This window comes from Clostridium sp. LS (assembly GCF_002760435.1).
GTDB lineage: Bacteria > Bacillota > Clostridia > Clostridiales > Clostridiaceae > Clostridium.
In genome coordinates, this window is sequence record NZ_AUUU01000009.1 from 73,843 (window position 1) to 87,366 (window position 13,524).

Consider the following 13,524-nt stretch of genomic DNA (forward strand, 5'->3'; position numbering starts at 1 on the left):
CATCCCTTATTGTAAAATTTGTGTTACATTATTAAAATCGAGTAATGCAAATGGTATAAGTCTGTTTAATCTGAATTAACTAACTGTAACAAGTTCTGGAACGGCATTTTTTAAAGGTGTAAAATCAGCATAGGATTCAAACTTTGGAACAGAATTAATATTTCCCATTTCATGCATAAAAGCTGCCATTTCATTTGAAGAATCTACAAATGATTTATCAAATTTCATAGTATACACATTTTTTTTCATAATATTTAATACTTGTTTTTCATCGAGATTGATTTCAGAAGCAATTGCTTTAGCAGATTCTTCAGGATTTTTATTTATATAATCAGTTGCTTTTGATAGTGCTTTAAGTAAAGATTCTACTTGCTTTGGATTATTTTTTAGAAAATCTCCAGTAACTTGTACAGTAGTGTGAAAATTTAGCCAATTAACAGATCCAGTTTTTTCAGGTAAATAAGAATTTAATCCGCTGAATAATAATTTTCCACCTGCATTTACTGCATTTGAAACCCATGGCTCCCAACAAGCCATCATATCTATATCCCCACGTTCTAATGCGGAAATTTGATCAGAAGGTGATAAGATGACAAATTGAATTTTATTTACATCAACACCTAAATCTTTGCACATATTACGTATAGCTATAAGTACACCAGCACCAGAAGCAATGCCTATCTTTTTGCCTTCGATATCTTTAGCACTATTTATGGTTACATTTTTACCAGCAACTACACATTGTGTATCACCTATATTAGCCATGGTTGCCAACATTTTAACATCAACGTTATTTGCTGCAAGGGCAATGTCTGTATAAGTGCTTTCAAAAGATACTTTGGCTGTACCACCAGATATCAAAGGTGAAATGTCGCCACCAGACTGTAATAATTTATTTGTTACTTTTAAGCCTTCTTCCTCAAAAAATCCTTTTTTATCAGCTATGATTTGTTGAGCGGATATTTGAGGATCAACTACTCCATAGGCCTCTATCTCAAATAATTTTTTATCATTAGATGCAGAAGTTTGTGCTGTATTTGCAGAATTTCCACAACCGTAAAGTGATGTAGTTAGTATTGCACAAGTAGTTAATATAGCTAGTAAATTTTTTATTCTAATATTTTTCATATTAAAGCCCCCTTAATATTATTAATAACTTGTAAAGTAATGGTATTATTTGATTTAAGTAAAAAAAGACGTAAATATAAATATTTATTTATATTTACGCCTTTGTAAAAATCACGTGATTATTAATTTTTCATAATAAAAAAATTTTGTAGTAAATTTTACTATATTTCTATTATAACAATAATTTCAAGTATGATAATGGGCAAGTTGCACAAATAGTATATGAAAACATAACAATCTGCACAAAGTTAGGCTTTAAGAGTTTCATAAGCACAAATTCCTAGATATATAGAAAACATTTTATCATTGTCAATAAAGTCATAATGAAGTAATTCTTTAATTTTGTCTAATCTATGAATGAGAGTATTTCTATGTAGAAACAACTTCTTTGCTGTTTCTGTAGAATTAAATCTGTTTTGATAATATATTTTTAATGTGTCTACAAGATTTCCATTATTATTTTTATCAAATTCAATTAATGGTTTGATAGTATCTTCACATAATTTCATCAAATAGGATTCTGGCAGAGTAGAGAGAATATGGTATTCAAGTTTATCAGTATAACAGCAAATAGATTCAGCACCATTTTGGTGCTTTTTCAAATTTATACAGTTTAAAGTATCTTTAAAAGTTGTACGTATAGAATTTATTCCAGAATGGCATCTGCTTATTCCAATGTTTATATTGCAGCTTATACTATCTCCTAGCTTATTGTAAAAATCTAAAATAATATTGTAAGTATTGTTTACAGCCCAAATATTGCTTTGTTCTGATTTATAAAAGAGAAATAAGCTTAATATATTATTGTTTGCACATAAAAATAAACCTTGATGATCACGGAAATTATTAGAAATTGCTTGCTGCAGTGTGGAGATTATTTTATTTCTATGCTGATCATTCTCACAATTCTCCAAAACAAAGGATACACATACACGTTTTTTTGTATAATCAAAATCATAAAAATTACATATTTCTAAAATATCTTTTTCACTTTTCGTATTTTCAGATATTAAAAAATCAAAGAAAAAATTATGATAAGAGTTTGAAAAACTTTTTGTTTTGTTAGAACGTGTTATTTCTAAAGAAATTATATTTTTAGCTTTCTCAAGCAGGAGTTTATTATATGAAGAAATATCATTATCATCAATTAAGATACATACCATGCCAGAAAAGTTTGGTAATGTCATTATAAAGAAACGAAATACTTCATCATTTATTTTTAAATTTCTATAAGCGGTATCGCTAATTTCAGTATGACTAATATGAGATGCAATCTCAGTAGGTGATATTTTAGGTAAATCAATTTCATTTATTAGATGTTTGTAATCTAAATTAAATACAGCGGAAAAAACATTATAATCACAATCTGTAACTATAATAGATTTATTTATAAAATGGGATAATTCATTAATCATAACATCAAGACCTTGATTTTCAAAGAATGCAGAGGAAAGTTTATTAATAATACTATATTGAAGCAAATCATTATTAAGTTCGTTAGAGTATATTTTATTGTATATTAATTTACTTATTTCAGAAAAGGAATAATAAAATGGAACTTCCACTAATGGAAGGCCAACTTTTTCAGCTTCTTCTATCATTATTTCAGGAATTGTTTCAAAAAAACGTTTGATTTTGATACCTAATGCGCAGCAGCCAGTCTCTTTTAGTTCCCTAATTATATTTACCTGTGTTTCTGGATTATCCTTAAAGATATAACCTGTGGTAAGTACTAGCTCATCCTTTTTTATCCAGCGAATTACATCGGGATTATCTAATATATTAACACTTGATAAGGGGGTATTAAGTTTATCTCTGCCTGCAACACATTTAAAATTATTTAGTTCCACACTATTTATTAACCACTCTAAAGTCATAAATTTACCTCCTAGCATAATTTTCGAAAATAAAAAGCAATGGTGCCTTGTTTAGCACCATTGCTTGAAAAAATATTATCATATTTTTTCAACTGTGTCAAAAATAATGTGATACATGCACAGTAAAATCTTTAAATGATGTGCATATTGTCATTGTAGATATTAACTTGATGTATTAAACTATAATTAATTTGAGGGACAAGATATTGAAAGATTAAAATTATTTTTAATATAAGAATAAATTAAATTTGCAAAGGCGCAAAACAAAATTCATGTTTTGTGCCTTTTTTGTTTAAAGGAGGAAATTTTATGAGTGTATCTTTAGTTAGAGTATTTAAAGCATTTGATGAATATGAAGGAAAGTTAAAATATGTACTAAATGACTTTTCACTAGATATAAAAGATGGTGAATTTATATGTATTTTAGGAAAAAGTGGCTGTGGAAAATCTACATTATTAAACTTAATAGCAGGATATTTAAAATCAGACAACGGAAATATTTTTGTTAATGGAAAAGAGGTAGAGGGACCATCAGCAGAAAGAGGCGTTGTATTTCAACAACATGCACTTTTTCCTTGGTATACAGTAGCACAAAATATAGAGTTTGGATTAAAGATAAAAAAGAAGAAAGATTCAAAAAAAATAGTTAATAAATATATTGATTTAATAGGTTTACAAGGATATGAAAACAAATATCCATCAAGTTTATCAGGAGGTATGGCTCAGAGAGTTGGTATAGCAAGGGCGCTAGCCAATGATCCAGAAGTACTGCTCATGGATGAACCTTTAGGGGCATTAGATGCTATGACAAGAGATACTATGAGAAAAGAGTTAATAAAAATATGGAAGGCAACAAATAAAACTATTATTTTTATTACTCATAGTGTACCGGAAGCAGTTTATTTAGCAGATAAGGTTGTTCTATTAAAAGAAGGAAAAATAGAAATGTTAGAAAAAATAGATATACCAAGACCTAGAGATACTAAAAGTATTGAATTTATGAAGTATGTAGAAATGTTTGAAAAAGGGCTTACAGATAATTTAGATGAAGCCGTAATAACAGAATAGAAATGGAGGGGTAAAAATGGAGGTATATGAAATGAAGCCTGAAGTAATATTAAAAGATATAAATGAGAAAATAGAAGCAGAAGTTAATGTTCCACGTATATCTAGAAAAACTGAACAAGCAATAAGGGAAAAGAGAAATAAATGGTATAAGATACTTTCATTAGTTATATTCTTTATTATATGGGAGATGGTTAGTAGAATTAATGTTTACCAAGGATGGTTTAATCCGGTTTTCTTACCATCACCGACTTTAATTATTCAGACAGGATATGACTATTTTCAAAAAGGAATTTTGTTTAAGCATATAGGGATAAGTTTATATAGAATGCTTGGCGGATTTATGATTGGAACTATTATAGCTGTTATTGGAGGCTCTTTAATTGCAAATTTTAAATGGATTGATAATTTGGTAATGCCTATTGTCAATATGTTTGGACCAATACCAGTTCTTGCATTTTTACCAATGTTTTTAATTTGGTTTGGAATTGGAGAAGGTTCAAAAATAACATTAATTACATATACAACATTTATAGCAATGTTGCCATATGTTATTGATGGAATAAAGAATACAGATCCACTTCTTATTAGATCAGCTGTCAGTTTGGGGGCATCAAGAGTTCAAGTATTTACAAAAGTAATATTAAATTCAGCTATGCCTAATATCTTTACAGGTATGAAAGCTTGTCTTGGTCTAGGATTTTCTTCATTGGTAGTAGCAGAAATGATGGGAGCATCTTCAGGGCTAGGATATATAATTGTAGATGCAAAAAATTGGTTTAAAATGGCCGATATGTTTTTAGCAGCGATATTAATCGGTATTTTATACACCCTCTTCTTTTGTGTGCTTACTGTTTTAGAGAATATTTTATTTAAGTGGAAAAAGGACGGAATAACAAGTGCTGTAGAATCTTAAAGGAAAGTGATGATTATGATAAATGAAATTGCAATAAATATAGAAAAACATTTAAAAACTTTAAGGGAATTCACATCTACATGTGGCAATGGGGTCACGCGATTTCCCTTTACAAAGGAAGCAAAGATGGCAGTTCATTATTTAGAAGATGAAATGAAGAAAATTGGTTTGAAGACAAGAATAGATGAATCAGGAGCCATTATTGGAAGATTTGAAGGAAAAGAAAAAAGAACTATTATTATAGGTTCACATTATGACAGTGTAAAATATGGAGGAGAATTTGATGGTATTGCTGGAGTTGTTTGTGGATTGGAGGTAGCAAGGTTGCTTAAAGAAAAAGATTTTTCATCTAAGTATTCAATTGAAATAATTGGTACCAATGATGAGGAAGGTGCTAGATTTAAATCAGGCTTTTTTTCAAGTAAAGCTATGCTTGGTCAGCTTAAGGTTTCAGATTTAGAAGAATTTAAGGATGCATATAATATAAGCATATATGATGCAATGAAAGAGTATGGTTTAAATCCAGAAGCAATATATAAAGCAAAAAGAAATTTAGATGATATCAAAGCTTTTTTAGAGATTCATATTGAGCAAGGGCCAGTTCTTGAGAAACATGAAAAAGATATTGGAATAGTTGATACCATTGTTGGAATGCAAAGATATATGGTGACTATACAAGGAAGAGCGGATCATGCAGGTACAACTCCAATGGATATGAGAATAGATACAGTAGAAGTTGCTGCAAAAGTTATATCAAATATTGGAGATATTGCAAGAACATATGAAAATGCAGTTGCAACAGTGGGAAGTATGAATGTTTTCCCAAATGAAATCAATACAATAGCAGAAAATGTGACATTTAGTATAGATATAAGAAGCACAAAGCAGGAAACAGTTAATTCTATATATGAAAAAATAAAAGAACAGATTGAAAATATTACGAGTAAGTATAATTCAAAATATTCAATTACAAATACATTGTGTGTAAATCCTGTAGATATGAATGAAGGATTAAAAGAAAAAATCGAAGAAAGCTGCATAAAAAGAAATTTTTTATATGAACATATAAACAGTGGAGCAGGACATGATAGCTTACCTATGGCAGAGTTTATAGATACAGCTATGATATTTGTACCAAGTAAAGATGGGAGAAGTCATTGTAGTGAAGAATTTACTAGCTATGAGCATTTGGCTAAAGCTACTTTGGTAGCACTAGATGCAATAGTTAATATATAAATAGAAATGAAGGAGAGATAGAGATGGGATATCCTAAAGATTTATTATCAACAAGAGCAGTAGTTAAACCAGGTTTATGGGCTGTAATACCAAAAGAAGGACTAGTAAATAACGTAATACCTAATATTAAGGATTGCAAAGTGAGCATTGTTGCTTCACCTAAAATGGGTGCAAGTTTTGTACAATATATTATAGATGCACAAGTGGGAGGAGGCACAACAGCAACTTTTGCAAAGGAAGAAAAAATTGAAAGCTTCATTTATGTTGTAAATGGAAGCGTAGAAGTTACTATATGTAATGAAAAACATGTACTAGATGATGGTGGATATGCTTTTTCACCAGAAGGCATGGGAATGAGCTTTAAAAATATTGGAACAGAAGTTTCAAAAATACTTTTGTATAAGCAAGTATATATTAAATATGAAGACTTAGAAGCTAGAGTTGTTGTGGGAAATGTAAATGATATTGAATATAGAATTTATGATGATATGGCAAATGTATTCATAAAAGATTTACTTCCAACAGATCTTGGATTTGACATGAATATGCACATTTTATGCTTTGAACCAGGTGGATGTCATCCATTTGTAGAAACTCATGTACAAGAACATGGTGCATATATATTAAGTGGAGAAGGAATGTATCTAATGGATGATACATGGATGGGAATAAAGAAAGAAGATTTCATGTGGTTTGGTCCATATGTCCCACAATGCGCTTATGGAGTTGGAACAGAAAATTTTGCTTATATTTATTCAAAGGACTGTAATAGGGATGTATCCTTGTAATTGGATATCTATATATGAATGTAAAATAATGCTAAGCTTCAAAGATAAATTGATATAAATAAATATATATATAAATAAAGGAGAATGAAAAATGAAATTAGTAATATTAGAACCATTAGGTGTAAATAAGGACAAATTGTTGGGGATGGCTAAGGATACTTTGGGATATGAAGTAGACATAATATATTATGATACAAGAGTAGAGGATACTGAAACATTAATAGATAGAAGCAAGGATGCTGATGCTGTAGTACTCTCTAATCTTCCATATAAAAAAGAAGTAATAGAAAACTGCTCAAATTTAAAAATGATTTGTGTTGCATTTACGGGAGTAGATCATGTTGATATGGATTACTGTAAAGAAAGAGATATTATGGTATGTAATTGTGCGGGATATTCAACTGTTGCTGTTGCTGACTTAGTATTTGGTATGGTAATTTCTCTGTATAGAAATATCATACCTTGTAATACTGTGACAAGAAAAGGCGGAACAAAAAATGGGCTTGTTGGTTTTGAATTAGCAGGAAAGAAGTTCGGAGTAGTAGGGGCAGGAGCAATAGGCATGAGAACTGCAGAAATTGCTAAGGCTTTTGGATGCGAAGTATATGTTTATAGCAGAACCAAAAAAGAGGTTGAAGGAATTAAATTTGTAGAATTAGATACATTAATGGCTACTTGTGATATAGTATCACTTCACGTTCCACTAAATGAAAGTACTAAAGGATTAATAAATAGTGAGAAACTATCATTAATGAAAGAAAATGCAATTTTAATTAATACAGCAAGGGGGCCTGTTGTAGACAGTGCAGCTCTTGCTGAAGCGCTAAACAGTGGAAAAATAGCAGGTGCCGGAGTAGATGTATTTGAGGTTGAACCACCGATACCAGTAGATCATGTATTGTTTGGAGCAAAGAACTTAATAGTAACTCCTCATGTTGCTTTTGCTACAGCAGAAGCTTTTGAAAAGAGAGCTATCATTGTTTTTGACAATATTGAAAAATGGTTAAGAGGTACTCCACAAAATGTAATGTAAGTGTAGGTGAAAGTTATGCTAAAGAAAGCAAATGCAGAAAATATACAGAATTGGTTAGAGAAAATTAATACCTATAATTCTACTCCAGAGTTTGGTACAACAAGAGTGCTTTTCACAGAATGTGAGATAGCAGCTAGAGAATACGTTAAAAGTGAAATGAAGAAATTGGGACTTATTGTAAGAGAAGATAGTATAGGAAATATATTTGGAACATTAGTAGGAAGTAAACCAAATCTTCCACCAGTTTGGACTGGATCACATATAGATACTGTACTTAATGCAGGTATGTTTGATGGAATGGCTGGTGTTGTAGGTGGTATGGAAGCCCTTAGACTTATTAAGGATTCAGGTATTAAATTTAATAGAAATATCGAAGTTGTTGTATATACTTCAGAAGAGCCTACAAGATTTGGATTATGTTGTTTGGGCAGCCGTGCAATGGCTGGACATCTAACATTAGAAGATACAAAGAAGTTAAAAGATGAAAATGGAAAAACTTTAGAGTCGATTTTGAAAGACTTAGGTTATGATCTTGATAGATTCAAAGATATACACGTAAAAAAAGGGCAAGTCTTTGGTGCAATAGAATTGCACATTGAACAAAATAATAAACTTGAAAAAAAGGGACTGCCAGTTGGCATAGTTAAGACAATCTGCGCACCTACAAATTATTCTGTAGAAGTAATAGGCTGTCAATCACATGCTGGCGGAACTTCAATGGAAGATAGAAGAGATGCATATGCAGCAAGCTGTGAAATTGCTTTGATTTTGGAAAAACTTGCACTTAAATGTAATAGTGAATATAATACAGCAACTGTTGGACGAGTAGAAGTAATACCGAATGCAGTAAATGTAATTCCAGGCAAAGTTAAATTTTCTATTGATATTCGTGATTGTGAATTTGAAACAAAAATGGAGCTAATAGAGGATTTAAAGAAAGAAATTAAGAAAATTAAAGAAAAAAGAGGTGTTCAAGTTAATTTGATCAAAGAGAATAATGATATGCCAATGAAATGTGATCAAACTATTGTCAGTATATTAAGAGAAAGTTGTGAAGAAAAAAATATTTCTTATGATATGATGATAAGTGGCGCTTATCACGATTCGATGTTTGTAGGAGAATTTGCACCTGTAGCTATGATATTTGTACCAAGCAAAAATGGAATTAGTCATAGCCCAGATGAGTGGACAGACTATAATGATATTGCTTTAGGTGTTGAGGTATTAGCAAAATCCTTACTAGAATTATCAAATAAAGAAGAATTATGTGTAAATAATTTAAACTCCATATCTTAATAAATTTTGAATGCTATGAAATTTATGGTGGATTTTAAGAGTCGTGCTTCATCTCCACCATGAAACCCACGATAGGAATAAGTCGTGGGCTTTTTCATTTTATAGATTTGAAATATTACAATTATATAATTGATTACATACTATAAGCTGTTATTTATGTAATGCTTTTAATTTGAATATTCTGTCAAGTAGTTTATTGTAGGATTAAATATATCTAATATCTTTGTAGCCGATAAAGATGAAATATTATTTATACTTACAGTTTCCTACAAAGTAGGCATAATTTTAGCATATAAATTATTTTGTTAAAATAATTTAAAAAAAGTATTGCATAATGAAAAAAAAAGTGTTATCATGAAAACGTAGTCAAGTGAGGGCATCAAGTGAGAGTCCTTAAGTAGATTACAATAAAATAATAATATCTAGCATGTTACTGATTCGATCAGGCATAAGCATAGGTAAATAGAATAATTTAATATTTGTTTGTTATGTCACGTGTATTGTACCGTTTTATAAGGTATTATCATATTTTTTATGATTTAATTTAGTGTACAAGTAGTGTGATGAAATCTGAACATATATTATTTTGTTTTATTTCCGAATGCTTATGCCTTTTGTTTTTGTAACAAATAAAAAATAGGAGGTATAAAAATGGTAGGAATTATTCTTGCTAGTCACGGAGAATTTGCTACAGGTATCATGCAATCTGGTAAAATGATTTTCGGAGAACAAGAAAATGTAAAAGCTGTTACGTTGATGCCTAGCGAAGGACCTGATGATCTTAGAGCAAAAATGAAAGAAGCAATCGCATCCTTTGACAACCAAGATGAGGTTTTATTCTTAGTTGATCTTTGGGGCGGTACACCATTCAACCAAGCGAATATGCTATTTGAGGAACACAAAGATAAATGGGCAATCGTAGCTGGTTTGAATTTGCCAATGCTGATTGAAGCTTATGGTGCACGTCTTTCAATGGAATCTGCACATGAAATTGCAACTTATATCTTAAATGCAGGTAAAGAAGGAGTTAAAGTTAAGCCCGAAGCATTAGAACCAGCAACTGGTAAAACTTCAGGAGCGGGAGCAGGGCAATCTAATGCTGGTGCACCTGGATCATTCGAATACGTTTTAGCTCGTATTGACTCTCGTTTACTTCATGGTCAAGTAGCAACTGCTTGGACAAAAACTGTAAATCCTACAAGAATTATTGTAGTGTCAGATGATGTAGCTAGAGATAAACTTCGTAAGAATTTGATCACACAAGCTGCTCCTCCGGGGGTTAAGGCTCATGTTGTTCCAGTTGATCATATGATTAAACTTGCAAAAGATGACAAGCATTTTGGAGGGCAACGTGCAATGCTTCTTTTTGAAAATCCAAAAGATGTACTTAGAGCTGTAGAAGGCGGAATACCACTAAAGACAATCAATGTTGGTTCAATGGCTCACTCTTTAGGTAAGGTTCAACCAAGCAAAGTGCTTGCTTTCAATCAAGAAGATATTAATATATTCAATAAGCTTAAACAAGCTGGACTTACTTTTGATGTGCGTAAAGTACCAAATGATTCAAAAGCAAATATGGACGAAATACTTAAAAAGGCACAAGAGGAATTAAAGAAATTAAAATAATCTAATTATTTAGAGAAAAAGGAGGATTAATAACCATGACTTTAAATATAGTTCAAGTTATATTAGTCATTTTAATAGCATTTCTAGCTGGTGTAGAAGGTATCTTAGATGAATTCCAATTTCATCAACCGATAATTGCTTGTACGTTAATCGGCTTAGTTACAGGTAATTTATTACCATGCTTAATCTTAGGTGGTACTCTTCAAATGATTGCCTTAGGTTGGGCAAATATCGGTGCTGCTGTAGCACCTGATGCAGCGCTTGCAGCTGTTGCATCTGCAATCATTTTAGTTCTTGGAGGTCAAGGTGAAGCAGGAGTTGCTTCAGCAATCGCTATTGCTGTTCCTCTAGCTGTTGCAGGATTATTATTAACAATTATCTGCCGTACTATTGCTACAGCGTTTGTACATTTTATGGACGCTGCTGCTAAAGAAGGAAATATCAGAGCTATTGAAATGTGGCAAATCGCTGCTATTTGTTTACAAGGTGTACGTATTGCGATCCCAGCAGGTTTAGTATTAGCAATCGGTGCTGGTCCAATTGGTGCATTACTTGCTGCTATGCCTGCTTGGTTAACAGGTGGTTTAGCAATTGGTGGTGGAATGGTAGTAGCTGTTGGTTACGCAATGGTAATCAACATGATGGCTACAAAAGAAGTATGGCCATTCTTTGCAATTGGTTTTGTATTAGCAACTGTTTCACAAATCACACTTATCGGACTTGGTGCAATAGGTGTAGCTATAGCCCTTGCTTACTTAGCACTTAGCAAACAAGGTGGTTCAGGCAATGGTGGAAGTTCAAATACTGGTGATCCTTTAGGGGATCTAATTGATAGATACTAAGAAGGGAGAGGAAACGAAAATGTCAAAAGAATTAAAATTATCAAAAAGAGACCGTATTTCTGTTTGGTTCCGTTCATTTTTCCTTCAAGGTTCTTGGAACTATGAAAGAATGCAAAATGGTGGTTGGGCATATGCAATGATTCCAGCAATCAAAAAATTATATAAGACTAAAGAAGATAGAGCAGCAGCTCTAGAACGTCACTTAGAGTTCTTTAACACTCATCCATATGTTGCTTCACCAGTTATCGGTGTAACATTAGCTTTAGAAGAAGAACGTGCAAATGGTGCACCAATCGATGATGTAACTATTCAAGGTGTTAAAATTGGTATGATGGGTCCTTTAGCTGGTATTGGAGATCCAGTTTTCTGGTTTACTGTAAGACCAATTTTAGGAGCATTAGCTGCTTCACTTGCTCTAGCTGGTAACATCCTAGGACCAATTATCTTCTTCTTGGCTTGGAATATCATCCGTATGGGATTCATGTGGTATACACAAGAATTTGGTTACAAAGCAGGATCTCGTATTAGTGATGATTTATCAGGTAGTATGTTACAAGATATTACAAAAGGAGCATCAATCCTTGGTATGTTCATCTTAGGATCATTGGTTAACAGATGGGTATCTGTTAAATTTGCACCAGTAGTATCATCTGTTAAGTTAAGTGATGGTGCCTTCATAGATTGGAGCAAACTTCCTCAAGGAGCAGAAGGTATTAAGCAAGCTCTATTACAACAAGCATCTGGTATGTCATTAACTGATACTAAGGTTACAACATTACAAAACAACTTAGATTCATTAATTCCTGGATTTATGGGATTATTAATTACACTTCTTTGCATGTGGTTGCTTAAGAAGAAAGTATCTCCAATTATCATAATTCTTGGGTTATTCGCAATCGGTATTGTTTTCCACTTAATCGGTTTAATGTAACATTTTCTTACTTAGCCTAGGCTTTTAGCCTGGGCTTTTGTTAACATGTAAAGTAGTTAAAGTAAAGTGAAAAAAACAATTTTTATGATACTAATAAAATATGTATTATTTTTAATGGACTTTTGAATAATTGATATAATTATATGTAAAATATATAATAAAAATAAATATGTGTATAATTAGAAAAGAGGTAGATTAGATGGTTGAATCACTCAATACAAAGGTGGATCTAGCAATTGATGCAACAGCTTTTACGGGGGTTGCAGATTATGGTAAGATTATGATTGGCGACAAAGGTTTTGAGTTCTATAATTCTCGTGATTATCGTAAATTTATTCAAATTCCTTGGGAAGAAGTTGACTATGTCATTGCATCCGTATTGTTTAAAGGAAAGTGGATTCCACGATATGCAATCAGGACGAAGAAAAATGGTACATATACTTTTTCTTCTAAAGAAGCAAAAAAAGTACTTCGTACAGTTAGAAATTATGTTGATCCAAATCGTATGGTCTATTCGTTAAGTTTTTTTGATGTGGTGAAACGAGCAGTGAAGTCGATATTTAAGAAGAGTTAATCAACAAAAAATGTTATAATGTGTATAAAGTGAAACTTTTCAGGTGGAGCTTCTAGATTGCAATTCAGCACAATTAATCTAATTTTTTATTAAACAAAAAACTAAGGAACTTGCTCTTTTCTGTAGTAAGTTCCTTTTTGTACTTGTAATTTTTTGATACAAAGGAGATAGTAATGAAGAAAAATATTTATTTATTGATTTTTTCACAGGCT

General features: G+C 31.5%; 12 protein-coding genes. 10 read left to right on the forward strand and 2 right to left on the reverse strand.

What is annotated here, in order from left to right; translation table 11 throughout:
• Window positions 1-75: 75 nt before the first annotated feature.
• Both COL3_RS02420 and COL3_RS02425 read right to left on the reverse strand, forming a co-directional pair.
• On the reverse strand, window positions 76-1,128 hold the full coding sequence (locus COL3_RS02420) for an ABC transporter substrate-binding protein (protein ID WP_008423370.1): 1,053 nt from the start codon (window positions 1,126-1,128) through the stop codon (window positions 76-78).
• A gap of 248 nt (window positions 1,129-1,376) precedes the next feature.
• A complete protein-coding gene (locus COL3_RS02425; RefSeq protein WP_008423372.1) occupies window positions 1,377-3,005 on the reverse strand; it encodes a PucR family transcriptional regulator in 1,629 nt (542 codons plus the stop codon).
• 309 nt (window positions 3,006-3,314) lie between these two features.
• Between COL3_RS02425 and COL3_RS02430 the strand changes: the two genes are divergently transcribed.
• The 10 genes from COL3_RS02430 (at window position 3,315) to COL3_RS02475 (ending at window position 13,312) form a co-directional block, all read left to right on the forward strand.
• Window positions 3,315-4,073 (forward strand): ABC transporter ATP-binding protein, encoded by a 759-nt coding sequence (locus COL3_RS02430; RefSeq protein WP_008423375.1) that lies wholly within the window; start codon window positions 3,315-3,317, stop codon window positions 4,071-4,073.
• A gap of 16 nt (window positions 4,074-4,089) precedes the next feature.
• The gene (locus COL3_RS02435) at window positions 4,090-4,986 is read left to right on the forward strand and encodes an ABC transporter permease (RefSeq protein ID WP_008423377.1); all 897 of its coding nucleotides are present in this window, start codon (window positions 4,090-4,092) and stop codon (window positions 4,984-4,986) included.
• Between the two features lie 15 nt (window positions 4,987-5,001).
• Window positions 5,002-6,222, forward strand: a complete 1,221-nt coding sequence (locus COL3_RS02440) for a M20 family metallo-hydrolase (protein ID WP_242982088.1) — start codon at window positions 5,002-5,004, stop codon at window positions 6,220-6,222.
• A 23-nt stretch (window positions 6,223-6,245) separates the two neighbouring features.
• Window positions 6,246-7,010: a (S)-ureidoglycine aminohydrolase gene (gene allE, locus COL3_RS02445; protein WP_008423380.1), complete on the forward strand. Its 765-nt coding sequence runs from the start codon at window positions 6,246-6,248 to the stop codon at window positions 7,008-7,010.
• A 91-nt stretch (window positions 7,011-7,101) separates the two neighbouring features.
• On the forward strand, window positions 7,102-8,043 hold the full coding sequence (locus tag COL3_RS02450) for a 2-hydroxyacid dehydrogenase (protein ID WP_008423383.1): 942 nt from the start codon (window positions 7,102-7,104) through the stop codon (window positions 8,041-8,043).
• 15 nt (window positions 8,044-8,058) lie between these two features.
• The gene (locus COL3_RS02455; RefSeq protein WP_008423385.1) at window positions 8,059-9,339 is read left to right on the forward strand and encodes a M20 family metallo-hydrolase; all 1,281 of its coding nucleotides are present in this window, start codon (window positions 8,059-8,061) and stop codon (window positions 9,337-9,339) included.
• A gap of 651 nt (window positions 9,340-9,990) precedes the next feature.
• On the forward strand, window positions 9,991-10,965 hold the full coding sequence (locus COL3_RS02460; protein ID WP_008423386.1) for a mannose/fructose/sorbose PTS transporter subunit IIA: 975 nt from the start codon (window positions 9,991-9,993) through the stop codon (window positions 10,963-10,965).
• A 35-nt stretch (window positions 10,966-11,000) separates the two neighbouring features.
• The gene (locus COL3_RS02465) at window positions 11,001-11,807 is read left to right on the forward strand and encodes a PTS mannose/fructose/sorbose transporter subunit IIC (RefSeq protein WP_008423388.1); all 807 of its coding nucleotides are present in this window, start codon (window positions 11,001-11,003) and stop codon (window positions 11,805-11,807) included.
• Between the two features lie 19 nt (window positions 11,808-11,826).
• Window positions 11,827-12,738 (forward strand): PTS system mannose/fructose/sorbose family transporter subunit IID, encoded by a 912-nt coding sequence (locus COL3_RS02470; protein ID WP_008423389.1) that lies wholly within the window; start codon window positions 11,827-11,829, stop codon window positions 12,736-12,738.
• Between the two features lie 199 nt (window positions 12,739-12,937).
• Complete coding sequence (locus tag COL3_RS02475) at window positions 12,938-13,312, forward strand: DUF956 family protein (protein WP_008423391.1); 375 nt, start codon at window positions 12,938-12,940, stop codon at window positions 13,310-13,312.
• The last annotated feature ends 212 nt before the right edge of the window (window positions 13,313-13,524 follow it).

Coding starts and splice junctions, on each gene's coding strand:
- COL3_RS02420 (WP_008423370.1), bottom strand. CDS start 1,128: ATGAAAAATATTAGAATAAAAAATTTACTAGCTATATTAACTACTTGT.
- COL3_RS02425 (WP_008423372.1), bottom strand. CDS start 3,005: ATGACTTTAGAGTGGTTAATAAATAGTGTGGAACTAAATAATTTTAAA.
- COL3_RS02430 (WP_008423375.1), top strand. CDS start 3,315: ATGAGTGTATCTTTAGTTAGAGTATTTAAAGCATTTGATGAATATGAA.
- COL3_RS02435 (WP_008423377.1), top strand. CDS start 4,090: ATGGAGGTATATGAAATGAAGCCTGAAGTAATATTAAAAGATATAAAT.
- COL3_RS02440 (WP_242982088.1), top strand. CDS start 5,002: ATGATAAATGAAATTGCAATAAATATAGAAAAACATTTAAAAACTTTA.
- allE (WP_008423380.1), top strand. CDS start 6,246: ATGGGATATCCTAAAGATTTATTATCAACAAGAGCAGTAGTTAAACCA.
- COL3_RS02450 (WP_008423383.1), top strand. CDS start 7,102: ATGAAATTAGTAATATTAGAACCATTAGGTGTAAATAAGGACAAATTG.
- COL3_RS02455 (WP_008423385.1), top strand. CDS start 8,059: ATGCTAAAGAAAGCAAATGCAGAAAATATACAGAATTGGTTAGAGAAA.
- COL3_RS02460 (WP_008423386.1), top strand. CDS start 9,991: ATGGTAGGAATTATTCTTGCTAGTCACGGAGAATTTGCTACAGGTATC.
- COL3_RS02465 (WP_008423388.1), top strand. CDS start 11,001: ATGACTTTAAATATAGTTCAAGTTATATTAGTCATTTTAATAGCATTT.
- COL3_RS02470 (WP_008423389.1), top strand. CDS start 11,827: ATGTCAAAAGAATTAAAATTATCAAAAAGAGACCGTATTTCTGTTTGG.
- COL3_RS02475 (WP_008423391.1), top strand. CDS start 12,938: ATGGTTGAATCACTCAATACAAAGGTGGATCTAGCAATTGATGCAACA.